This window comes from Flavobacterium noncentrifugens, from assembly GCF_900100375.1.
In the GTDB taxonomy this organism is placed as follows: Bacteria; Bacteroidota; Bacteroidia; order Flavobacteriales; family Flavobacteriaceae; genus Flavobacterium; species Flavobacterium noncentrifugens.
Genome location: NZ_FNEZ01000005.1, coordinates 269,438 through 294,275, shown reverse-complemented (window position 1 = coordinate 294,275; position 24,838 = coordinate 269,438). Strand labels below are relative to the sequence as shown.

The following is a 24,838-nucleotide window of genomic DNA, read 5'->3' as shown; positions in this document are numbered from 1 at the left end:
CCTTTATTTTGAATGGCTAAAATAGAGAAATATTTTTCTTATTCGGAAAAAATATTTTTTTTAACAAAAAAAAAGCATCCGTTGGAGAATGCTTTTAGATGGGTTGGGGTGGAACTAGAAGTTTTTAGAAATCCCGATGTTTATTGTTTTTCCAAAATTAAAATAGAAACGACGGTTATCACTTACGCTATGATCCTGGTTTAATGTTTCATAACCGAGTCCGCCAATGCTGAAATTTAACCCGAAGCTTTTCTTGAAGTTGATGAACAATGCCGGTGTTAAGCCTACATACATTCCATTTCCTTTGTAAGTTGCGCTCGTTGTACCAAATTCCTCAGTTTGTGTCAGTGTCGTTTTTGCATTCTGCAGTCCGGCCCCTAAATCAGCATAAACCGCAAAAGTTTCGCTTAAAGCCCTCGAATAACGCACGAATGCACCGGCAGCAAAAGTCGAATTTTTTTGTTCTGTAAAACTATATACCGGGAAAGCAGCAGCATGTTTTTCTTTTGATGAAGCGATATTTGCCTCAACACCAACGGTCCAATGGTCATTAAACTGATAGCCGACTTTTGGTCCGAAAGTAAATGTATTCAATGTTGCCTCGTTGTATACCTGATCTTGTTTGGTTGATTCATAACCAATGTTTCCCATAACTAAGACGGTTCCTTTTTGTGCATTTGCAAATGAAATTACAGCCAAAGCTGCCAAGAGTAAAAATTTTTTCATGTTTGTTTGTTAAATTGTTAAAACCGCGCAAAAGTAACAAAATTGAGTAACAAATCTTTTTTCTGCTTACTTTTGTTCCAAATCTTTTCAGACATGTCAATAGAAATCAGCAATATTTCCAAAAATTATGGCAGCCAGAAAGCGCTGGACAACATTTCCTTCTCTGTAAAAAGGGGAGAAATCGTAGGGTTTCTTGGTCCAAACGGTGCCGGAAAATCGACGCTGATGAAAATATTGACGACTTACATCAATGCCGATTCGGGAACTGCCGCCGTGAATGGTTTTGACGTGAATGAAAACGCAAAAGCCGTGCAGCAATCTGTGGGCTATTTGCCTGAACACAATCCGTTGTATCTGGATTTGTATGTGCGTGAATATTTGTCTTTTAATGCTGATGTTTATAAAGTAGCGAAATCGCGTATTGAAGATGTGATTGTTTTAACCGGATTGTCGCCTGAAAGCCATAAAAAAATCGGGCAATTGTCTAAAGGATATCGCCAACGCGTTGGGCTTGCGAATGCGCTTTTGCACAATCCCGAGGTTTTGATCCTGGATGAACCTACGACCGGACTCGACCCGAACCAATTGATTGAAATCAGGAATGTGATCAAAAATGTCGGAAAAGACAAAACGGTTTTTTTATCGACACACATCATGCAGGAAGTCGAAGCCATTTGCGACCGCGTGATCATTATCGATCAGGGAAAAATTGTAGCCGATAAAAAACTCGATACTTTAATTGCCGGAAAAGAACAGGTCATTGAAGTCGAATTTGATTTTCGTGTCGAAGAAGAAGCAGTGGCGAAAATCCCGCATTTAAAATCGTATGTAAATACGCACGACATGATTTGGGAACTGACTTTTGAATCGGATACAGATATGCGGCCGGCGGTATTTGATTTTGCCCATGACAACGGACTCAAAACGTTGCAGCTGAACCAGAAAAATAAAAACCTTGAAGCTGTTTTCAGGGAAATCACTAAAAAATAGCAGAATGCCCTAGCCCTGATTACCTCACTCTACTCTTATTTTCATAAAAGTTCGGTGAATGCTTACGCATTTGCAGCGGAAATCCTTTTTTGTGGCGCGCAGCAAAATAAAAAAGATTGCAGCGGAAAGCAGGAAACAGCTCCTAATCAAAAATCAACCTTCCGCGGTAATGCGCGTTTACACTAACGATTCCCGGCCTGAAAACCGCGTGAACATTACCTACATTATAAATATCTCCTGAAATTTTATTTAGCGGATGCACGAACATGTCGTTTGAGCCGCGGTGGAATATCTTGACAGCATCTGCCATTAAATTTTCTGCTTTGAGCGTGCTGTTGCCGCTGTAAAAATCGGATTCCAGGTATTTGGTTTTGCCTGAAAGATAAAACCTGGTTACGGTATTGCTTTCTACAATAACATTCTCATTTTCGATACTTAATATAAAATCTCCGGTTCCCGCGCCTTCCATTCCGTCTTCAGAATCGATGGCCGTGAGGTGTAAGTTATCGTATGCCAGAATGCCGTCAGAAGTGATATTTTGCTCAGTTTTGCTAAAAATATCGGTAATGTTTGGCGCGGTAATATAAACCGTCGTTTGCCCGTAATCGCGCACCCAGTTGCAGCTCGTGTTGTCGTTGAACGTGATCAGGCTGTCGGAAACTGTGACTTCAATATCATTGATCAGGTTTTCGCCAGAAACGACTTTTACAGAAGTTTCTGCACCTTGCTTTAAAACCAACGCAATGCCTTTATTGATGCGGATTTTAGTAAACTTTAAATCGGTGAAATCCTTTGATTGCATTGGCCCTGTCGACTTGACGCAATCGACACTGTCACAGCCTGCCACACATAAAATCACCGCTAAGAAGAATATTATTTGTTTCATTTTTATAATCTGACGCCAATTCCAAATTCGAGTGCTTCTGCGAGAAATCCGTGGGTTTTTACAGCCAGTCCGGTGAATATTTTTGGTGTAATGTAATATTTTACCCCGACGCGTTCGTAAACCACATCGTCGAGTTTAAAAGGTCTGTATGCATAATATCCGATCTGCGTTTCTACCGAAATCCTGTTGATGAACAATTCGTGGCCGATAAAAATCCCCAATCTTTTATAATCTGTCGATTGAGTAACGCCGGTTTCAGGATAGGCAATTGCCTGGAATTTCAGGTATTCTTTGAAGGAAGTCGTCAGGAACAATTCGGTTCCGATTTGGATCGCGCTTTTGCGGTTGAGGCGTTTGTCAACGTAAAACCCAAAATGGTAAAATGGTTCCTGCCCGCTGCCGATGATCGGGCTTTCGTTGACGCCGCCGCGAAAAACAATGTTGAGTTTGACCGGTTCGGTAAATTTCATTGTTGGCATATTTGTCGTATCGATAACTTTGAATTTGGTTTCGCCGAGGTTGTAGTTGAGCCCGACATTCAATCCATAGGTATTGATGCCGCTGTTTGGCGATTTCGTACGGCCCATTGAAAAATGCGTATAGATGAATCCGGCCTGAATGCCAAATTTATTGAAGATGTTTTCTTTTTTGTAGCTGAGCCCGAAATCGATATTTGCCATGATCTTCGAACCGAATGCGCTGTTTTTCGGGTTGCTGACCTTGTCGTATGGATTTGTAGTCATCGCAATTCCCTGTGCCACATTGAGCATCAGGTGCCGCTTCAGAAAATAGAAATTGTAGTGTACGCCGATGGCATAATTTTTTCCCAGAATCGGGTTTTTAAAATCCTGATATAAGAAATAGCCGCCATAATCCGGGTAATTGTAAAGCGATTCCCAGTCTTCGTTTCCGTCGGTTTTTACAGAATAACTAATGAGCGCACCTTCGGGATGGCCGGTGATGAGTTGGGTCAGATCGGGTGAATGGAGTAAAATGTTGCTTCTGAAAAAATTGGCGTCAACCTGTCCGCTCTGAAATACATTCTGAGCAACGCACGTTCCGAAAAATACTAAAAAGAAAACGCAAATTAGAGCTCTCATCTGACACGAATTGCGCAAATATATATTCTTTTTTAAAATATAGCCTGCGCGATCGCCTTAATATTTTCAGCTTTTCCCATCGAATAATAATGCAGCACCGGAATTCTCGATTTTACAAGTTCCTTACTCTGATTGATGCACCATTCGATCCCAATTTCCTTTACCGCGTCATTGTCCTTCGCCTTGACGACCTCCATAATCAGATCATCGGGCAAATCGACTTTAAAACGGTGCGGCACAAGGTTTAATTGCTTTTTGGTCGCAATCGGTTTTAATCCCGGAATAATCGGAACCGTAATGCCTTCTTTCCTGCATTTGGCCACAAAATCAAAATATTTTTGGTTGTCAAAAAACATTTGCGTGATGATATAATCGGCGCCATTCTTGATTTTTTGCTTCAGGAAATGAATATCGCTGTCCATGCTCGGCGCTTCCATGTGTTTTTCGGGATAACCTGCAATTCCGATACAAAAATCGGTTTTGCTTGAATTTTGCAAATCTTCATCAAGGTAAATTCCTTTGTTCAGATTTGAAATCTGCGAAACTAACTCGGTTGCATAATGATGGCCTTCTTTCTCCGGACGGAAATAAATCTCGCTTTTGATCGCATCGCCGCGCAACGCCACGACATTCTGGATGCCGAGGAAATCAATATCGATCAGGAAATTCTCGGTGTCTTCTTTTGTAAATCCGCCACACAAAATATGCGGAATCGCGTCGACTTCGTATTTATTCTGGATCGCTGCACAAATCCCAACCGTTCCCGGACGTTTTTTGACAATTTTTTTCTCAAGCAAACCGCTCGGCAATTCCTTGAATTCATATTCTTCACGATGGTAAGTGACATCAATAAACGGCGGATTGAATTCCATCAGCGGATCAATGCTGTCAAAAATCGACTGGATGTTCTGCCCTTTTAATGGCGGTAATATTTCAAATGAAAATAACGGATTTCCGTTGGCGTTTTCAATATGTTGGGTAACTTTCATTTAAAGATTTATTTTTTGGCGTGCCACCGGCGCACCGTGATTTTTCTGTTGATTCAAATTTGTCCTGCGCCGCTGTCAGGCTTTCCGCTGCAATCTTTTTCGGCCTTCGCTGCGCTGCGGCCGCAAAAAGGATTTTCACTTTAATCCTTCACGCAAATACTCAATCGGCTATATTCGGATTCAGCCATTTCATCGCCTTTTCCGTAGGAATGCTGCGGCGTTTGGCATAATCGACCACCTGGTCTTCTTTGATTTTTCCAAGCCCGAAATACTTGCTTTCCGGGTTTCCAAAATAATAACCCGAAACCGATGAAGCCGGCCACATCGCCATACTTTCAGTCAAGGTCACGCCAATAGCTTCTTCTACATTTAGCAATTTCCAGATCGTTGGTTTCTCCAAATGGTCAGGACAGGCCGGATAGCCTGGTGCCGGGCGAATGCCTTTGTATTCTTCTTCAATTAAATCCTGCTTCGACAAATGTTCCTCAGACGCATAACCCCAGATTTCGGTGCGGACTTTCTCATGCAGGTATTCGGCGAAAGCTTCTGCCAGACGATCGGCGAGCGCTTTGACCATGATCGAATTGTAATCGTCTAAATTTTTTTCAAATTCGGCTGCCCATTCGTCTACTCCAAAACCGGTCGTGACGCAAAAAGCACCCATGTAATCGGTTTTCCCGGAATCTTTCGGAGCGACAAAATCGGCCAAAGCCAAATTAAATGCGCCTTTTGTTTTTTGCGATTGCTGTCGTAAAGTCAAAAAGGTTTGCAGTTTTTTTCCGTTTTCGTCACACAATTCAATGTCATCGTCATTAATTGTATTCGCAGGAAAAATCCCGTAAATGCCTTTTGCCGTCAGTTTGTTTTCTTTCAAAATCACGTCGAGCATCGCTTTGGCGTCTTTGAAAACATCCTGCGCCTGTTCGCCCACGATTTCATCGGTTAAAATCGCCGGATATTTCCCGAACAATTCCCACGTCCTGAAAAATGGTGTCCAGTCAATGTACGGAACCAAAGTTTCGACATCAACTTCTATCGTTTTTACGCCAATAAATGTTGGTTTTTTCGGGGTGAAATTTTCCCAGTCGAGCTTTAATTTATTGGCTCTCGCCTGCTCTATCGTCAGGAAATTTTTATCGCGGGAACGGTTCAAATAACCTTCGCGCAATTCGTCATATTCTGATCTTAGCGCCTTTGAATATTCGAGTTTTGTATTGGCATTGACCAGATTTCCGGCAACGGTTACGGCACGCGAGGCATCATTCACATGAACAACCGTTTCCCTGTATTCCGGCGCGATTTTGACTGCTGTATGGGCGCGTGAAGTTGTGGCGCCTCCAATCATGATTGGGATTTTAATATTGAGTTTGTCGAGTTCTTTGGCCAGATACACCATCTCATCTAGCGACGGCGTGATCAATCCGCTGAGGCCGATGATGTCTACATTTTCATTGATCGCCATTTCGATGATTTTCTCTGGGGAAACCATCACACCAAGATCGACAATCTCATAATTGTTGCAGCCTAAAACGACTGAAACGATATTTTTTCCAATGTCGTGCACGTCGCCTTTTACAGTTGCCATCAGGATTTTCCCAGCGCTTTGTGACGTTCCGTCTTTTTCGGCTTCTATATAAGGAAGTAAATACGCGACTGCTTTTTTCATCACGCGCGCCGATTTAACGACCTGTGGCAGGAACATTTTCCCGCTTCCGAACAAATCGCCTACAACGTTCATTCCGGCCATCAAATTGATTTCGATGACCTGGATGGGTTTTACTGCGAGTTGGCGCGCTTCTTCGACATCAATTTCTATGAATTCATCAACGCCTTTGACCAAAGCATGCGTCAACCGTTCCTGAACCGGAAGCGCCCGCCATTCCTGAACTGCCTTTTCATTGGCTTTGTAATCGCCTTTGAAGGTTTCGGCCAGATCTAAAAGCCTTTCGGTTGCGTCGTCGCGGCGATTTAATAAAACATCTTCAACGTGTTCGAGTAAGACTTTATCGATTGAATCATAGACCTCGAGCATTTCGGGATTTACAATTCCCATCGTCATGCCGTTCTGGATCGCGTGGTACAAAAATGCCGAATGCATCGCTTCGCGGACTTTGTCGTTTCCACGGAAAGAAAACGACACATTGCTGACACCGCCCGAAACATGAGCATACGGCAAATTTTCCCGAATCCATTTCGTTGCCCGAAAGAAATCGAGCGCATTGAGCTTGTGTTCGTCCATACCAGTGGCAACCGGAAAAATATTTGGATCGAAAATAATGTCTTCGGCCGGGAAACCTACTTTATCAACGAGCACATCGTAAGATCTTTTACAGATTTCGATGCGGCGTTCATACGAATCGGCCTGTCCGTTTTCGTCGAATGCCATTACAATCACAGCCGCACCGTAGCGTTTTACAAGTTTTGCTTGGTGGATGAAATTGGCCTCGCCTTCTTTTAAAGAAATTGAATTGACAACGCTTTTTCCCTGCGCGACTTTGAGTCCGGCTTCGATAATTTCCCATTTGGAACTGTCGATCATCAATGGAACTCGGGAAATATCAGGCTCGGAAGCGATGAGGTTTAGGAAAGTCGTCATCGCATGAACACCGTCGAGCATGCCTTCATCCATGTTGATATCAATGATCTGGGCGCCGCCTTCGACTTGGGCGCGGGCAACGTCGAGCGCTTCTTCGTAGCGTTCTTCTTTAATTAAACGAAGGAATTTTCGGGAACCAGTAACGTTCGTGCGTTCGCCAACGTTGACGAAATTCGTTTCGGGAGTGACAATTAACGGTTCGAGACCCGATAATTTTAAGTATTTATTACAGTCTGCGTCAGCCATTAGGTGGTTACTTCGATTTTTCGTGGTTCATATTCTGCGGCAACTTCAGCGATGAGGCGAATGTGATCGGGATTGGTACCGCAACAGCCACCGATGATGTTGATCAAATGGTCTTCGAGGTATTCGCGGATCAGCGCCTGCATTTCTTGCGGCGTTTGGTCGTATTGGCCGAAAGCATTTGGAAGTCCGGCGTTTGGGTGTGCAGAAATATTCAAAGTTGTATTTCTGGACAATCTTTTCAGATATGGTTTTAATTGATCTGCTCCGAGGGCGCAATTGAATCCGACGCTTAATAGCGGAATATGCGAAATCGAAATTAAAAAAGCTTCAACCGTTTGCCCCGACAAGGTGCGTCCCGAAGCATCGGTGATGGTGCCTGAAACCATGACCGGAATGTCGAGGTTTCTTTCTTCTTTGACTTCTTCGATGGCGAACAAGGCAGCTTTGGCATTTAAGGTATCGAATATGGTTTCGACCAATAAAATATCGCTTCCTCCATCGATTAGCGCTTCGACCTGTTGTTTGTATGCGATCCTTAAATCGTCGAAAGTGACGGCGCGGAAACCCGGATCATTGACATCGGGCGACATGCTTGCTGTTCTGTTTGTCGGGCCGATCGAACCGGCGACAAATCTTGGTTTGTTTGGATTTCTGGCAGTGAATGCATCGGCGACTTCGCGGGCAAGTTTAGCCGATTCATAGTTGAGTTCGTATACCAGATCTTCGAGATGGTAATCGGCCATCCCGATTGTAGTTCCTGAGAACGTGTTGGTTTCTACGATATCGGCGCCTGCTTCGAAATATTGCGCATGCACGTCGCGGATCGCCTGCGGCTGTGTCAGAGACAATAAATCGTTGTTTCCTTTGAGCGAATGCGGAAAATCCTTGAAGCGTTCGCCACGGAAATCTTCTTCTGAGAAGTTATAGCGTTGCAGCATTGTTCCCATGGCGCCATCGAGGACGAGAATTCTTTTTTGTATTTCCTGGGTTACTTTTGACATTTTTATTGCCATGAAGGCGTTTGTTTTTGCCACGAAGTCGCAAGGCGAAAGGCAGTTTTGAAAACGGAAACTTTATCAATTAGCCCCGATTGCAGCGAAAATCCTTTTTTGCCATTTTTCATGGCATAAAAGATTGCAGCGAAAAGCGGGACAAAACATGAACTGGAAACCAGCTGTTGTGCTTCAAAAAAATAAAAATTGTATCATGGAAAGGGAGAAAATCTCGTGGTTATCTGTCCCGAAAAACGGGTAGAATGTAGCACCTTCTTTAAGATAAAGGGTTGCTAAGGCTTCACAGGGTCTATCCCTCGGCCTTTCGTGATAACAGTCAGTATGTTTATGAACCCTGCAAAGTAAGGCAATCGCATTGGATTTTGCAACTGCATTTGACGAAAAAAACCTACAACGTTGTCGCTGCAGGCTGGATTTAGGCAAAAAGGGATTCTTTGACGCGGATCTGGCTGGCGATTTTGAGAATATCGGTGAGTACGCCGCGTGCGGTGACTTCTTTTCCTGCTCCGGCGCCCTGGATGACGATTGGGTTTTCACCGTAGGAATTCGTGTAGATTTCGATGAGGCTGTCGGCGCCTTTGAGTTGGCCGAGTGGCGAACTTTCGGGTTCAGATGTAAGTTTGACTTCGAGTGTTTTTTGGATTAGGTCGAGTTCGCCGATGTAACGCAGGACGTGGTTTTCTTTTTGGGTGAGTTTGGCGGTTTGATAAGGTTTATCGAATAACAATTTATTGACCGAATATTCGGCTTTAGAGTGCTTTTCGTTTAGGTTTGGGAGCAGTAAAGAGGTGATTTTGATGTTTGAGAATTCTGTTTCGAGGCCGAGTTCGCGGGCCAAAATGAGTAATTTCCTGGCGACATCATTTCCGGAAAGATCTTCTCTGGAATCGGGTTCGGTGTAACCGATTTTTTCTGCGTCGTGGAGAATTTGGGAAAACGGAATATTTTCTTTTCCGAAACGGTTGAAAATGTAACTTAACGAACCTGAGAATACGCCGCGGATCTTGGTGATTTTTTCTCCGGAATGGTGTAAGTCTTTTATAGTATTGATAATTGGCAATCCGGCTCCGACGTTGGTTTCGTATAAAAACTGCTTGTCGAATTTTTTGAAGTTTCTTCTAAGTGCTGCGTAAAAATCGTTGTGCAACGTGTTTGCAATTTTGTTTGCGGCGACAATGTGAAATCCGTTTTGGATGAGTGGAATGTAGGATTTTACGAGATGTGAACTGGCGGTTGCATCTACGGCGATCAGGTTTTCGAGGTTTTGGAATTGCACATATTCGATAATGTCCTCGATGTTAAATGGAATGGCCGATTGTGCAAAATTAGCTCCGCTCAGTTCGGCTTCGCCTCGGGTTGCTTCCCATTTGTTTTTTAATCCGTCTTTTTCGAAGAACGCTAAAGTTGAATTGGTGATGATTGGAAACCGGAGTTCGATATTTTGGCTTTCGAGGAAGAATTGCTTGCTTTCGACGATCTGATTGATGAGTGTACTGCCGACATTTCCGATTCCGAAAAGGATGATATTAATTTTGAGTGACATAGCTGGGTTGTTTTTGGGTGTTGAAAATCGGTTGGATGATTTTAGACAATTGTTCGAATTCGATTAAAAATGCATCGTGTCCGTGGATGGATTTGATTTCGTGGTAAAAGATATTTGATTTGGTTTGCTGCAAGCTGGAAACTGTTTCGCGATTTTCCTGCGGAATAAAAAACAAGTCGGAATCGACAGCAATGACGTGAATATTTGCCTGAATTTCATTGGCTACAGCCTCAAAACTCTGATAGTTTTTTGAAATATCGACCGTTTTTAAAAGATGGTTCATCAATTTATATGACGCTAATCTGAAGCGGTTTTGCAATTTTTCACCGTGATGCAACAGCCAGGTCTCGATGAGAAAACGGATTTCTCCTGCTGGTTTTTCGCGGTTGAATTTGAGTCCGAGCGATTGCGGCGTGCGGTAAAGCAACATCGCATGAATGCGTGCATCAGAAATTGGGTTGTCTGAATTGTTGAGGATCTGGTCTTGTATCCATACATTTGCAATGACCCAATCGGTCGCTTTCCAATCGGTGGCAACCGGAATGAGATTTTCGATTTTTGTTGGATGCAAAGCCGCCATTTCCCAGGCAATTCCGCCGCCAAGGCTTCCACCGATAATGGCAAATAAATTTTCAATTTTCAATGCAATCAAACCCTGCCAAAAAATCTGGGCGATGTCTTTTGCGGTAAAATCTTTGTAATTGTGGATCAGGTTTTCATATTCGCCATTAAATCCGTTACCGGGAATGTTGAACGCGATCACGGTAAAATCATTGGTGTCTATGGTTTTATTTTTTCCAATAAGTGCATTCCACCAGCCGTTTTCTCCGGCAACATTAGAATTTCCGGTGAGTGCGTGATTGACCAAAACAATCGGTGCGGTTCCAATTTCAGGGCCAAATTTTTGCCAGAATAACGGCACATTTTGATGCGATTTTCCGTTCTCAGTGATCCAATCGCTTATGATTATTTTCTTTAATTTTCCCATGATTTCTTTTTTAAAAACTGCCCGGCCGAAAACGTGTCGGCCGTTGCAGTTTTAACAAACAAACAAAAAACAAACAATTTATTTTGCGATTAAGCCGCGTTGGCCGAATCGTATTCTTTGAGCAAAGTCAGGTGCACCGGAGTTGGATTAACGATGTTGTCCTGAATGGGGCAGCGGGATTCGACGATCTGAATCCAGTTTTTGAGTTGTTCTAAAGTCGCGTCAGATGTTGGTTTTACAACAATTTGGATCGATTCAAAACCCGCGCGTTTATCGGTTTCCTTCCCATTGTATTTATCGAGTTCCAAGGTTCCCGAAATCTCGACCTGAAGTGATTTCAGGCCGATGTTCAGTTCTTTAGCAACAATTTTTCCCACGGCATTAATGCATCCGGCGAAACCGGCGAGCAAATATTCAATCGGGCTTGGGCCTTCTAATTCTGGCGCAAGCGGATTTTTACTGATTCTGACGTCAAAGCTTTGCGCCTTGACTACAAACTGGCCATTGCCGACAGCATATCCTAAAACATTTACGGTTTTTAAACTCATGATTACGCTAATTGAGGGTTTTTGATATTGGCAAATACCGCTTTTAAGTCGGCTTTTAAATCTTCGATGTCTTCGATTCCGACAGACAAACGAATCAGGTCTTTTGAAACTCCGGTTGCCAATTGCTGTTCGTCTGATAATTGCTGGTGTGTCGTACTTGCTGGATGAATGATCAGTGATTTGGTATCGCCGATGTTGGCCAATAATGAAAACAATTTGGTCTGGTCGGCTACTTTTTTAGCGGACTCATAGCCGCCTTTAAGGCCAAATGTCACGATTCCGCTTTGCCCTTTCGGCAAATATTGTTGTCCGAGTTCGTAGTATTTACTCGATTTTAATCCCGGATAATTGACCCATTCCACATCTTCGTGCGCTTCAAGCCATTCGGCCAAAGCCAATGCATTTTCGCTGTGTTTCTGAATTCGGATCGGCAAAGTTTCGAGGCCCTGAATAATCTGGAAAGCGTTAAACGGACTCAGCGCACCGCCGAAATCCCGCAAACCTTCGATGCGGACTTTTGCGATGAATGCTGCATTCCCGAGTGCTTCATGATAAACGAGTCCGTGGTAACCGGCTGAAGGCTCTGTAAATTCAGGAAATTTTCCATTGCTCCAGTCGAAGTTTCCGGCATCGATGATGGCACCTCCGAGAGACGTTCCATTTCCAGATATGTATTTGGTTAAGGAATGAATGACGATATCTGCACCGTATGCGATCGGATTCAAAAGGTATGGCGATGGAACGGTGTTGTCAACAATAAAAGGCACTTTGAACGCTTTGGCTTCCGCCGAAATGGCTTTGAGATCAAGTACATCAAGCTTTGGATTTCCAAGTGTTTCTGCAAAAAATACGCGGGTATTTTCTTTGGACGCTTTCGTGAAATTATCGGGATTTGACGGATCGACAAAAGTCGTTGTAATGCCCAATCTTGGCAAAGTCACATTCAATAAATTGTAAGTTCCGCCGTACAAACTGTTTGACGCTACGATATGGTCGCCCGATTTCAATAATACCAAAAGTGCTGTAGTTAACGCGGCAGTTCCTGATGCGGTGACCACTGCTGCGATTCCACCTTCAAGTGCGGCGAGGCGTTGTTCGAGAATGTCATTCGTTGGATTGTTCAATCGGGTGTAGATAAATCCCGGTTCTGCAAGTCCGAAAAGATTGGCTGCATGTTCGGCGTTGTTGAAAACATAAGAAGTCGTTTGGTAAATCGGCACGGCTCTGGTTCCTCCGGTTTTGGTAACATCGTGTCCTGCGTGTAGTGCGTTTGTTGCAAATTTCTGTGTGCTCATGATAAATAGATTTTAGTAATTAGATATTTAGATGTGTAATTTTTCGGGAATAAAAAAGCCCTTTTGGCTGGCTTACCAAAAGGGCTTATAGTTTGAACTATAACAAAGATTAGATCTTTCGCTTTTGGCAATAGCAATTCGGGATGCACATACACATCATACAACAGATCATCATTTGGCTTGCTACTGGAAAATTCATTTTTTGTAATTTTTTAATTTTGAAACAGATTGAAATAAAAAAAGCCCCTGCGGTTGGCAGAGGCTTTTGCTTTATATTTTAAAAATTTAAAATCAGGCAATAGTGTTCTCTGCGGAAGTCTTCCACATCATTCGACACATATTGCAAATTGTAAATTTCATTTTTTCGATCTTTTCGTTGGAACAAACTTCTGAATTGTTTTTGGATTCACCAAACCCAATTTCAAATTTTAACATTAAAATTTTCATTCCATAAAAAAACCCGTCAAAAAAAACGGGTTTTAAAATATTGAAAACTTAAATTAGTTTTTAACGATTTTTGTTGTTCCAACACCTTGTGCAGAAGTTGCTTTCAAGAAGTAAACTCCTGTATTCAATTCGCTGATGTTGATTTGATTCGAAACTCCTGAAGCTTTCACTTCTTTAACGATTCTTCCGTTAATATCGGTCAATTGCAACTGGCTTAGCTCTGTATTGTTTTTAGTTTCAACGTTCAAAACATTGGTAGCAGGGTTTGGATATACAGCAAAGTTTGATGCGAAGAAATCCGCAGTTGCTAAAGTACGGTCAACAGAAAAAGTATCGATTCCAATAAGGCTTGAGTTATCACCCACCGGACCTCCATCAGTTACGAAATATCTGAAAGCAAATTTCGCAGAAGTCGCCTCATTAAGTCCTGAAATTGTTGCGCTATATTTCGTCCAAACTTGCGGATAAGAATTTGCTGTTGTAAGTAGATTTGGATTTACAGTAACTAATAAAGCTGTGAAATCACCAACATCAGTTGGGCCTGCTGATGGAGAGGTTGTGAAATCGCCATTGCTACTCATTCTGAATTCCAATCTGTCTGCGTAAGAGGTTGTTCCATTTGCAGTAAATGTTCCAACTCTAGTGTAGAAAGAAACAACATCACCATTTTGTACTGTAATAGAAGGAGTTATTAACCAGTTGCTAAGTGTAGCGCCAGTTGCAGCGGTACTAGTAGAACTGGTATAGTTAACTAAAGCAAAACCGTTAGCAACTCCATTTTGACCTAGTGGTGCAGGGTAAGCCTGACCTGTGGTATAAACCTGATTTTGAAATTGCCCCCCGTTTGTAGCAGTAGCTACTCCAGGCAAATAACTAGCAATGCTCCATAATGTTGTTGCAGATGCTAATGTACTTTGATTAGTTCTAGTAAATCCCGCGGTAGTTAAATCAGCGGTAACACCGCTAAAGTCATAACTGTAAACATTTTGCGCCTGGGCAGTTCCAATTGCAAAAACAGCAGACAATAAGAGTAAAGTTTTTTTCATAATAGTTGATTTTTAAATTGATTCACAAATCTAACAAAAAAATAATACAAAGGATCAGGTATTTATCTTCTTAACAGTATCGCAATGTGATTTTTTTCAGCAAAAGTAGAATAAATGTATAGATTCATTCCCTCGACGATAAATTAAACGTTAATAGTTTTACCAATCAAAAACGGTTTCCTACATTTGCAACCGAAAATCGAGAGGAAAAATTTGACTGATTGCAACCTCATTAAAAAAATGCTAAAGCAGAAATTCTCCTTTAGCTTCCTGCAATCCTGTTTTTACCTTCCAAATTAATTTAAAATAAATTTTTTATGGCTTATTTATTCACGTCGGAATCAGTTAGTGAAGGACATCCTGACAAAATTGCCGATCAGATTTCAGATGCTTTAATCGATAATTTTCTGGCGTTTGATTCAGAATCTAAAGTAGCCTGTGAAACTTTGGTTACAACCGGACAAGTAATCCTTGCAGGCGAAGTAAAATCAAAAACATATCTTGACGTGCAGCAAATTGCCCGCGATGTCATCAAAAAAATCGGCTATACTAAAAGCGAATACATGTTTGAGGCCAATTCTTGCGGAATTTTATCTGCAATCCACGAACAATCGCAAGACATCAACCAAGGTGTAGACCGTGCCAGCAAAGAAGAACAAGGCGCCGGAGATCAGGGAATGATGTTTGGATATGCCACCAATGAAACTGAAAACTACATGCCACTGGCCTTGGATTTATCCCATGCCTTGTTGCGGGAACTGGCAAATTTGAGAAGGGAAAATTCCGAAATCACCTATTTGCGCCCGGATGCGAAATCGCAGGTAACCTTAGAATATTCTGATGACAACAAACCACAACGCATTGATGCCATTGTAATTTCTACGCAACACGATGATTTCGATGACGAAGCTTCGATGCTGGCAAAAATCAAATCAGATTTGGTTTCGATCTTAATTCCGAGAGTAAAAGCGAAATACCCTCAATATGCCCATTTATTCAATGACCAAATTACCTATCACATCAATCCAACCGGAAAATTCGTCATTGGCGGGCCACACGGAGATACGGGTTTGACAGGAAGAAAAATCATTGTGGATACTTACGGCGGAAAAGGGGCTCACGGTGGCGGTGCTTTTTCAGGAAAAGATCCGAGTAAAGTAGACCGAAGCGCTGCTTATGCGACGCGTCATATTGCCAAAAACTTAGTGGCTGCCGGTGTTGCCGATGAAATCTTAGTTCAGGTTTCGTATGCTATCGGAGTGGCAAAACCAACATCCATCAACGTGGTGACTTATGGAACTTCCAAAGTGGATTTAACCGATGGGGAAATCAGCAAGAAAGTAGAAGCGATCTTCGACATGCGCCCCTATTTCATCGAACAACGTTTGAAACTCAGAAACCCGATTTATAGCGAAACCGCTGCTTACGGACACATGGGACGCAAACCTGAAACGGTAACCAAAACCTTCAGAACGCCAAACGGCGAAGAAAAAGTATTGACAGTTGACTTGTTTACATGGGAAAAATTAGACTTTGTAGACAAAGTAAAAGCCGAATTCGGATTGTAATTTTTTCTTTACAGATATTAAAAACCTTCATCTTCCCGGTGAAGGTTTTTTATTTTCCGCAGTTCGTATATTCAAAACCGCCGTTGGATTGAAGTACATTTTATGTTTGGGAGATTTGATGCACTTTTGAATCAGCAAACCAGGGTTAAGGTTTAAATCATTCAAAAACTAAAAATAAACATCATGAAAAAATTACTGATATTACCAGCGCTCTTTTTGTCCCTTTTGACTTTTTCCTGCTCCGATGATGACAGCAGTAACAGCACACCAGCGGCTGATGATCCAACTACGCGAATTCCGGTAAAAGACGAAGTCATGCAGGCATCTACATTTAAATACAAGCGATTTTACCAGGAAGCCGAAACCGAAGCTACAAGAAAAGGAATCGTGATCCTGGCGCACGGCGACGGAACAGATGAAAATGATGCTACATTAAACGACCAGTGTATTGCGTTGGCACAACAAGGCTATGTTGCCGTAACAACCTCTTACGACATACCCGAAAACAGTACGTTAGCAGAAACAAATCTGCGTTTTAAAGGCCAAATAAACGAAGTGATCGTTGATCTTACCACGATTTTTGACATCCCGAGAAACAAAGTGATCATTGGCGGATTGTCGCGCGGCGGAAACAACAGCTTTGCCTTAGTGCTTCCTGGCCAGGCCGGAATTTCACCAATCGAAGGTATCAAAGGTGTGATTCTCGAATGCTCGGGCGGCGATACCTGGAAAGGCAGCGCGATTTTATTTCCGGTCGCTTACATGAGCACGCTAAATGATGACGTTATGAATGCGAATGCGAATGAGTTCAAAACCGGGCTCACACAAAACAACAACGCCGGAGTAGCTACAGCCAGCGAATGCCTGATCATTCCCGGAACCGGACATTGCACAGACAGCGGAAAATACAAAGCATTCGTAGTTGCAAAAGTCAAACAATGGCTGCCATAAAATGTACGATTTCAGATGTACGATTTACGCTATCAGCATCCGCATCTTCATTAAATCGTACATCTGAATCCTGAAACTCGGCATCCGACAGTCATTAAATATTTATTACAAATTGTATTTCAACGAAAAAATCACGTAACGCGGCTGCACCTGATATTGGGAAGTCCGCGTTGAAAATTGCGTAAAGCTGTCGTCGTTTAAAGTCGTCGTATTCAGCAAATTCGTAGCTGAAACCTTATATTCCCATTTACTGCTCTTCTTCTGGTAAATCAGGCTCGCACTCAGGAAATCATATTCATTATTGATCGTATCGTCCTTACTCGTATAATGAAAATATTCATATTCGGATACAAATGAAAAAGCGTCCATAAAATAATAATCGAGTTTCACTGACGGTTTTTCCGTATAAAATGTATTTTGTTGGTAATGGTTAATCGCGATGTTGTAGCCGACTTCAATATTCGGAAAATCTTTATAATTTGTAGCTAATTTCGCTGTGTAGCTTTGCGTAAACGATTCTGTTGTTTCGGGAATTTCAAGGTTCGTAATTGGCGTGATGCGGATGTTGTTGAATTTTGACCAATTCACATTGGCATTCACCGAAGCTTTATAATCTCCGAAAGAGCGCCCGTAATTTCCAACACCAGTCAGCATTTCATCTGCAAAATTAGAATTATACGGTTCGGATGATTGGTTGATTCCAATGAATTTCGCCTTGTTTTTCACCGCGTCCATCCTTCGGCTGTAATTCACAAATCCGAAAATATTCGTAAAATTGAACATGTTGTATTTAAAATACCGCAGCGAATGCGTTTGCACTAAAGCATTTTCGAGGTAACGGTTTCCTTTGAAAAGCGAATTGTAGCCGTTCATGACATACCCTTCGGCGAGTTTATTGATATCGGTGAAATCAGTAGTCATTGCATAATTATACGTCAGCGATTCCGATTTTTTGAGTTGGTAAATCGCATATACATCGGGCAGAAATCTGTAAAAATCATCACTCGCTTTGCTTTCCAGCTGATTGTTAAAAGTATTGTACCGATGCACGCTGAAACCCGGATTGATCGTAAATTTCCCCGTAATGAATTTGTAATGCAGCCCTAAAAATACATCGTTAAAACTGTAAGCGACGTCATTATCGGTATTCGGATTCAGGTCATTCACACTGTTATTATCCAAAATCTGAAAAATATCCGAATCAAAATTCTGATACGAATACGTATTTCCCAAAGTAACGTTGATGTTCGATTTCGGCGTCAGCATGTAATAATAATCAAACTTCGAATCGACTTTATTGGTCTTTACAAAGCGGTTTTGGTTTAAATCGTATCGCGACTGATCGGCAATGCCCAGATCGTCGCCCTGATTCTGCGGCAGCAACGAATCCGGAAAAGGGTTTCGCCCCAGATTCGCGTTGTAAAACGGATCTTCCTGCTGGAATAAATGCTGCATTTCAAACGCAAAAACATTTTTGTCGCTTTGTGTATAATACAAATTCACGTTCTGGTTCAGCGAAATCGGATCTTGTTTTTTAAGCGTGTTGACTGTTTGCGAATCGCTTAAAGCAGATGCGGTCGTTTGCGTAAATAAATTCGAATATTCATTTTGGGATGACTTTTTGAACAGCGCATCATAGTCGAATTGCAATTTCGTATTCGGTTTATAACTCGAACTCAGTTTCACGAGTGCAAGATTGCTCTTCTGGTTTGTCGCTTCATCGGTATTGATTTTTGTTTCAGTATTTTGCTGGTTTCCGATTCCGTTTAGCAAATCGCTTCTTGTCGTTTGTGATTTGGTTTCGAGCTCGGTCAGTGTTGATGAAACAATTGCAAATCCGCTTAAACTCCACGCTTTATTGACATTGTAAGCAAAATTTGTCGCGCCGAATTGTGTTTCAATTTCCTTTGCGCGGTTGTTCCGAAGCAACGTCAATCCGAGGTCATTCGACGAAACATTAAATCCGGTTCCACCCTTTTTCATCAGGCTTTTAAATCCGCCGGTAAATTTGAAATAATCCTGAGGCGTAAATGGCAATTCGCCAATGTTGTTGAAATTCCCAATCAGATTGATGCTGTATTCCGGACTGTAATAAAACAATTTCGGATTGATCACATAACGGCGGTCTTCGTGCCCAACGCCAATTCCGGCGGTCATATCGCCAAACCAAAAGTTCTTTTTGCCTTTTTTGAGTTTGATGTTCATCGCGACATTCTCCTCGTTATTTTCGAGTCCTTTGAGTGCTGAGACTTCGTTGTAATTGCGCAAAACCTGAATCTTGTCGATTGCATCTGCCGGAATATTCTTCACGCCGAGTTTGGTATCCCCGTCGAAAAAATCCTTGCCTTCGACCATTAATTTCTGGACTTTTTTGCCTTCCACTTCTATTTCACCATCGGCATTAACTTCTACTCCAGGCAGTTTTTTAAGCACATCTTCGAGTTTTCTTTCGGTTCCCGATTTAAAAGAATCCGCATTGTAAACGATCGTGTCGCCTTTGATCGAAACCGGCATTTCACGCACGACTTCCACGCCTTGCAATTCGATTCCGCCAGCTTCAAGCTTAATGTTTTGAGAGGCGTTTTGTGTAGAAGTTGTGATGGTAACATCTTTCGATTGCATGCCAAGATAACTGACTTTTACCGTATAAGTCGCATTCGGTTTTAACGTCAATTGGTATTTTCCCTTGTCATTCGTGATCGCATACGAATCCATCGCATTCGTTCCCGAATGGATCGCCATGACATTTGCCATTTCAAGCGGTTTATCCGAATTATCGAGAATCAAACCGTCGAGCTTGACGTTTTGCGAAAAGGAAAAAGCAGTAATAAAAAGCAGGGCAAATAGCAAAAAATTCTTCATAAAATACAGCAATTAAGGCATGCGCATCGGCATTCCGTTGCCATTTCTTCCCGAATTCATTTTCCGGATCTCTTCCATTTTCTTTACAACGGTTTCGTCATATTCTTTTTGCGAGATCACTTTTCCATTTGTTGGCGCTTTAATTACGGCTTTGTCTTTTGGATTCAGGACGATTTTCGAACACAAGATCGTTGTTTTCCCGTCGTTGGCTTCAAGGATCAAACCAGGCAATCCCCAATAATTTTCCGGGCCTTGACTCACAGGGATTTCCGGTGTATACCAGGCAGTGATCGTAATGTTTTCAGGCATTTCGAGTTCTTCCATAATGCTGGTCGTTTTTTCTTTACTTTCGGTTTTAGCAGCGTCTTTTTTGTCGTTTTTGAATTTGATATTCCGCAGATCCGATTTGCTCACCGGACGAACGGCAGTCGCTTTAAAGCAATTGTAACCGCCAATTTGCCGCGTTTCCGATTCCATTTTCCAGTTCAGTTTTGGAAGCGAATCTTTGACAAGGAATTCTTTTCCCATGAATTCTTTATCCACGACATAATTTTTGTCTTTAATGTTTTTGTAAAACGTTCCGCCGCCCCCCATCATTGAAGCCATCATTTTTACGCCACCACCAAACTGGCTTTGCTGTTGTCCGGGTGCGTCGAGTTTTTCTTCTTCTTTATAAGTCGATGTGATTTTATCGAAATTCAGGATGAATGTTTTTTCAAACATGCCTTTCATGCGGTCTTCAATCATCTTGCGCATCTCGGGCGTAATGTCTTTGTTGCCTTCAAATCTCGATTTAAGATCAGAAGTGCTGGTTTTGGATTCGTATACCGCCATGCCTTGAAAGTCCTGAGCCTGAGCATTTATAAATCCGACAATAATCAGTAAAAAGGAAAGAGTGAACTTTTTCATTTGGAGTAATTTTTAGCAAAACAAAGATGGACGAATGGCATTTATTTTTGTAACAATGTTTTGTTAAAAGATTGTACTTTAGCGGTTATGAAAAAATATGTGTTGTTTTTTTTAATGTTGTGGATGTCAGGCAGCTTTGCCCAAAACCCAAAAATTGCAGTTTCCAAAATTAATTCTTTTGCGTTTGCCGCCGATACTTTTTTGGGTTATGATAAATTCGGATGGAAATATTTTATCATCAACAACACTTTCAATAAAGAAAAAGACAGCCTGATTTTGCAGTATAAAAACCTGGCTTTAGGGAAAATCACGAAAGTCGATTTGCAAAATCCGCTGAAAATCATGCTGTTTTATGAAAATTTCAACACTGTGATTTTATTGGATAACCAATTGAACGAAACCCAGAAAATCAGTTTTTCAGAAAACCAGGTTCCGATTGTCGTGGCAGGAACCGGAATGGCCGCGCAAAATCGATTGTGGATTTACAACAGTTTGTCCCAGCAGATCGGGCTTTTCGATTATCTGAAAAACGAATACAAGTCGATCACGGTTCCGTTTACCGGAAAATTAAAATACTATGAATCCGATTTTAATTATTTCCAATGGATCGATGAAAACCACGAAAGATTCGCCTGCGATGTTTATGGAAAAATGGCTGATTTAGGGAAACTTCCCGATTTTGACCGCGTGCGCTTTGCATCTGACAACTGGATTTTATATTCATTGGACAATCAATTGTTTGCATTGGACATCAAAAACAACAAGCCGACACCGCTTTCAATTCCCGAAAAAAGCTTCAAAAGTTTTACGGTCAGAGACCAAATTTTATCTATTTTTACAACCGACGGAATTACGAATTATAAAATCATATTACCATAATGCACATAGCAGTAGCAGGAAACATTGGCGCGGGAAAGACTACTTTAACGCGTTTGCTGGCGAAACAATTCAAATGGGAACCGCATTTTGAGGACGTGGTCGACAATCCATATCTTGACGATTTTTACCATCAGATGGAACGCTGGTCGTTTAATTTGCAGATTTACTTTTTGAACAGCCGTTTCCGACAGGTTCTTCAAATCCGCGAAAGCGGGAAAAAGATCATACAGGATCGTACGATTTATGAAGATGCGCACATTTTTGCCCCAAACCTGCATGCGATGGGTTTGATGACGAACCGTGATTTCCAGAATTATTCTTCTTTGTTTGAATTGATGGAATCATTGGTTGAAGCGCCGGACATGTTGATTTACCTGCGAAGCTCGATTCCGAATCTTGTAAACCAAATCCACAAACGCGGCCGTGAATATGAAAATTCGATTTCAATTGATTATTTAAGCCGTTTGAACGAACGTTACGAAGCTTGGGTTCAAACGTACACCAAAGGAAAGTTATTGATCATTGATGTAGACAATATTGATTTTGTCAACAATCCTGAAGATCTGGGAATGATTATGAATAAGATCAATGCGGAATTAAACGGATTGTTTTAGAAAATATAAACCATTAAGGGATTGAGTTTTATTAAGCTTAATAGATTTTAATCCCTTAAGGTTCAAAAGAAAAAGCCTTACATTGCTGTAAGGCTTTTTTATTATTGCAAAAGTATTATTGCTTTTTAAGCTCTTCGAGTTTCTTATTCACTTCGGCTTCTGTACCTTCAACGGTTTGCGTTTGGGTCACTGGTTCTCCGTCATTTTCAACCATCGTCGTTGTGATGGTTGCAGATACTTTTCCATCCACATTGGTTTTGCTCACCACTACTTCCCTGCTCGTGTTTTTTGATGCCGGGGCATCTGTAGTGATCACCTCAACATTGACACCTTTGGTTTTTTCAGCCCCGGCAACATGTCCGCCTAAAATAGGAGCAATCACCAATCCGATCAGACAAGTTAATTTGATCAAGATATTCATCGATGGACCAGAAGTATCTTTAAACGGATCTCCAACCGTATCTCCGGTTACCGCGGCTTTGTGCGCATCAGAACCTTTGTAAGTCATTTCTCCGTTGATCATCACTCCAGCTTCGAATGATTTTTTAGCATTATCCCAAGCCCCGCCAGCGTTATTTTGGAACACTGCCCAAAGTACACCAGAAACGGTCACTCCAGCCATGTAGCCGCCTAACATTTCCGCGATCAATTGGTTGTTGTCGCCGTAAACCAGTTTTCCTAAAATCACGATTGCAATTGGAAAACCGATCGTTAAAATTCCAGGCAGCATCATTTCGCGTAAAGCGGCTTTTGTAGAAATTTCAACACATTTGCCGTATTCCGGTTTGCCTGTTCCTTCCATAATTCCAGGAATTTCTTTAAACTGTCGGCGCACTTCATATACCATGTCCATGGCTGCTTTTCCTACGGAATTCATAGCTAATGCGGAGAAAACCACCGGAATCATTCCACCTACAAATAACATCGCCAAAACCGGCGCTTTGAAAATATTGATTCCGTCGATTCCTGTAAATGTGACGTAAGCAGCAAATAATGCTAGAGATGTTAGTGCTGCAGAAGCGATTGCAAAACCTTTTCCGGTTGCTGCGGTTGTGTTTCCAACAGAATCTAAAATATCAGTTCTGGTACGCACTTCTTTCGGCAATTCGCTCATTTCAGCGATTCCACCGGCGTTGTCAGAAATCGGCCCAAACGCATCGATTGCCAATTGCATTGCTGTGGTTGCCATCATCGCAGATGCCGCTAAAGCCACGCCGTAGAATCCTGCCAAAGCATAAGTTGACCAAATTGCTGCGGCAAATAATAAAACCGTTGGAAAAGTTGAAATCATTCCTGTTGCTAAACCAGCGATCACGTTTGTTCCTGCTCCGGTTGATGATTTTTGTACGATTGCCAAAACCGGTTTTGTACCCAATCCGGTATAATATTCAGTTACCGAAGAAATCGCGCCACCAACAAATAATCCGATTAAAGAGGCGTAGAAAACCCGCATTGACGAAATATCCTGCAAGCCTTCTCCGAAAAAAGTCATTTTCATCGTTTCCGGAAGCATTTTTCCGACAAGGAAATAACAAGCCACAGCGGTTAAAGCAATAGAAACCCAGTTTCCAATATTTAATGCTTTTTGAACTTGTGCTTCTTTGGCATTGTCATCTGTAATTTTTACAAGCATCGTTCCGATAATCGAGAATAAGATCCCAAAACCTGCGATCGCCATTGGCAATAAAATCGGGCCGATTCCGCCGAAAGCGTCTTCGATTTTCCCGCCCATATCTTTAATAACGTAGTTTCCAAGAACCATAGCTGCTAAAACTGTCGCAACATAAGAGCCAAATAAATCGGCGCCCATCCCGGCTACATCGCCTACGTTATCTCCAACGTTATCTGCGATTGTTGCTGGATTTCTCGGATCATCTTCTGGGATTCCAGCTTCGACTTTACCAACTAAATCGGCACCTACATCGGCAGCTTTGGTATAAATTCCGCCACCTACTCTGGCGAATAGCGCAATCGATTCCGCTCCAAGCGAAAATCCAGCCAGCGTTTCAAGCACTTTGGTCATGTCTTCAGTAGAAGTCCATATGCCGCCCATAAATAAATGGAATAATATGATGAAAAATCCGGTCAATCCTAAAACGGCCAATCCGGCAACGCCCAATCCCATTACGGTTCCACCGCCAAAAGATACTTTTAAAGCCTGTGGCAAACTAGTGCGCGCCGCCTGAGTTGTTCTTACATTGGTTTTGGTTGCGATCTTCATTCCCATGTTTCCAGCCAATGCAGAGAAAAATGCCCCGAAGATGAATGCGACTACTATTAATATATGTGTTGTTGGAACTACGTATGAAATTCCGGCCAATGCGATGCTGGCACCGACTACGAAAAAGGCCAATAAGCGGTATTCTGCTTTAAGGAAAGCGAGCGCGCCTTCGTAGATGTAATCTGAAATTTCTTTCATTTTACCGTCGCCGGCATCCTGTTTTAAAACCCAGGCTCGTTTGGCCGACATGAACGCAAGCCCGATAATTGCCATGAAAATCGGCACATAAATCATAATTGATTCCATATAAATGTTTTTTGGTAATTGTTAATATTTTTGTAAATGTAACAAAACACTTATAAATAAAAAAGCAATATTCCGGTTAGAATACTGCTTTTTTTATTAATCTTCAATTATTTAG

19 protein-coding genes and 1 riboswitch are annotated in these 24,838 nt (G+C 41.9%); of the genes, 5 read left to right on the top strand and 14 right to left on the bottom strand.

Annotated elements, in window-relative coordinates:
* Positions 1 to 114 precede the first annotated feature (114 nt).
* Positions 115 to 726 (bottom strand): outer membrane beta-barrel protein, encoded by a 612-nt coding sequence (locus BLS32_RS14965; protein WP_091397631.1) that lies wholly within the window; start codon positions 724 to 726, stop codon positions 115 to 117.
* A gap of 93 nt (positions 727 to 819) precedes the next feature.
* On the opposite strand from BLS32_RS14965, the gene gldA reads away from it, so the two are divergent.
* Positions 820 to 1,716, top strand: coding sequence for a gliding motility-associated ABC transporter ATP-binding subunit GldA (gldA, locus tag BLS32_RS14960; RefSeq protein ID WP_091397628.1), 897 nt, complete (start codon positions 820 to 822; stop codon positions 1,714 to 1,716).
* A 142-nt stretch (positions 1,717 to 1,858) separates the two neighbouring features.
* Here gldA and BLS32_RS14955 read toward each other — a convergent pair whose 3' ends face one another.
* The 10 genes from BLS32_RS14955 to BLS32_RS14915 all read right to left on the bottom strand — a co-directional run bounded on the left by BLS32_RS14955 (position 1,859) and on the right by BLS32_RS14915 (position 14,413).
* Positions 1,859 to 2,602: a head GIN domain-containing protein gene (locus BLS32_RS14955; protein ID WP_091397625.1), complete on the bottom strand. Its 744-nt coding sequence runs from the start codon at positions 2,600 to 2,602 to the stop codon at positions 1,859 to 1,861.
* 2 nt (positions 2,603 to 2,604) lie between these two features.
* Positions 2,605 to 3,702 (bottom strand): acyloxyacyl hydrolase, encoded by a 1,098-nt coding sequence (locus BLS32_RS14950; RefSeq protein WP_091397623.1) that lies wholly within the window; start codon positions 3,700 to 3,702, stop codon positions 2,605 to 2,607.
* A 32-nt stretch (positions 3,703 to 3,734) separates the two neighbouring features.
* Positions 3,735 to 4,691, bottom strand: a complete 957-nt coding sequence (gene metF / locus BLS32_RS14945; protein ID WP_091397620.1) for a methylenetetrahydrofolate reductase [NAD(P)H] — start codon at positions 4,689 to 4,691, stop codon at positions 3,735 to 3,737.
* Positions 4,692 to 4,851: 160 nt separating this feature from the next.
* A complete protein-coding gene (gene metH / locus BLS32_RS14940) occupies positions 4,852 to 7,533 on the bottom strand; it encodes a methionine synthase (protein WP_091397617.1) in 2,682 nt (893 codons plus the stop codon).
* Entirely contained in the window at positions 7,533 to 8,534 is a 1,002-nt protein-coding gene (locus BLS32_RS14935; protein ID WP_091397770.1) for a homocysteine S-methyltransferase family protein, read from the bottom strand. The genes metH and BLS32_RS14935 overlap by 1 nt, the downstream gene beginning before the upstream one ends.
* Before the next feature lie 226 nt (positions 8,535 to 8,760).
* Positions 8,761 to 8,862, bottom strand: a riboswitch (SAM riboswitch).
* Positions 8,863 to 8,961: 99 nt separating this feature from the next.
* On the bottom strand, positions 8,962 to 10,089 hold the full coding sequence (locus BLS32_RS18555; RefSeq protein WP_170227576.1) for a homoserine dehydrogenase family protein: 1,128 nt from the start codon (positions 10,087 to 10,089) through the stop codon (positions 8,962 to 8,964).
* Positions 10,073 to 11,077 carry an alpha/beta fold hydrolase gene (locus tag BLS32_RS18550; RefSeq protein WP_170227575.1) on the bottom strand — a complete coding sequence of 335 codons (1,005 nt, stop codon included), beginning with the start codon at positions 11,075 to 11,077 and terminating at the stop codon, positions 10,073 to 10,075. Before BLS32_RS18550 ends, BLS32_RS18555 begins: the two co-directional genes overlap by 17 nt.
* A gap of 89 nt (positions 11,078 to 11,166) precedes the next feature.
* Positions 11,167 to 11,625, bottom strand: coding sequence for an OsmC family protein (locus BLS32_RS14925; protein WP_091397614.1), 459 nt, complete (start codon positions 11,623 to 11,625; stop codon positions 11,167 to 11,169).
* A gap of 2 nt (positions 11,626 to 11,627) precedes the next feature.
* Positions 11,628 to 12,920, bottom strand: a complete 1,293-nt coding sequence (locus tag BLS32_RS14920) for an O-acetylhomoserine aminocarboxypropyltransferase/cysteine synthase family protein (RefSeq protein WP_091397611.1) — start codon at positions 12,918 to 12,920, stop codon at positions 11,628 to 11,630.
* 500 nt (positions 12,921 to 13,420) lie between these two features.
* Positions 13,421 to 14,413, bottom strand: coding sequence for a T9SS-dependent choice-of-anchor J family protein (locus tag BLS32_RS14915; RefSeq protein ID WP_091397609.1), 993 nt, complete (start codon positions 14,411 to 14,413; stop codon positions 13,421 to 13,423).
* Positions 14,414 to 14,730: 317 nt separating this feature from the next.
* Between BLS32_RS14915 and metK the strand changes: the two genes are divergently transcribed.
* Positions 14,731 to 15,981: a methionine adenosyltransferase gene (gene metK, locus BLS32_RS14910; RefSeq protein WP_091397607.1), complete on the top strand. Its 1,251-nt coding sequence runs from the start codon at positions 14,731 to 14,733 to the stop codon at positions 15,979 to 15,981.
* A gap of 183 nt (positions 15,982 to 16,164) precedes the next feature.
* A complete protein-coding gene (locus BLS32_RS14905) occupies positions 16,165 to 16,932 on the top strand; it encodes an alpha/beta hydrolase family protein (protein ID WP_091397605.1) in 768 nt (255 codons plus the stop codon).
* 105 nt (positions 16,933 to 17,037) lie between these two features.
* On the opposite strand, the gene BLS32_RS14900 is transcribed toward BLS32_RS14905, so the two are convergent.
* Positions 17,038 to 19,794 carry a carboxypeptidase-like regulatory domain-containing protein gene (locus tag BLS32_RS14900; protein WP_091397604.1) on the bottom strand — a complete coding sequence of 919 codons (2,757 nt, stop codon included), beginning with the start codon at positions 19,792 to 19,794 and terminating at the stop codon, positions 17,038 to 17,040.
* 12 nt (positions 19,795 to 19,806) lie between these two features.
* On the bottom strand, positions 19,807 to 20,703 hold the full coding sequence (locus BLS32_RS14895; protein ID WP_091397602.1) for a GLPGLI family protein: 897 nt from the start codon (positions 20,701 to 20,703) through the stop codon (positions 19,807 to 19,809).
* Positions 20,704 to 20,790: 87 nt separating this feature from the next.
* Here BLS32_RS14895 and BLS32_RS14890 point away from each other — a divergent pair, with 87 nt between their 5' ends.
* Positions 20,791 to 21,582: a hypothetical protein gene (locus tag BLS32_RS14890; RefSeq protein ID WP_091397600.1), complete on the top strand. Its 792-nt coding sequence runs from the start codon at positions 20,791 to 20,793 to the stop codon at positions 21,580 to 21,582.
* A complete protein-coding gene (locus BLS32_RS14885) occupies positions 21,582 to 22,196 on the top strand; it encodes a deoxynucleoside kinase (RefSeq protein WP_091397598.1) in 615 nt (204 codons plus the stop codon). The genes BLS32_RS14890 and BLS32_RS14885 overlap by 1 nt, the downstream gene beginning before the upstream one ends.
* A gap of 115 nt (positions 22,197 to 22,311) precedes the next feature.
* Here BLS32_RS14885 and BLS32_RS14880 read toward each other — a convergent pair whose 3' ends face one another.
* Positions 22,312 to 24,723, bottom strand: a complete 2,412-nt coding sequence (locus BLS32_RS14880) for a sodium-translocating pyrophosphatase (protein WP_091397597.1) — start codon at positions 24,721 to 24,723, stop codon at positions 22,312 to 22,314.
* Positions 24,724 to 24,838 lie beyond the last annotated feature (115 nt).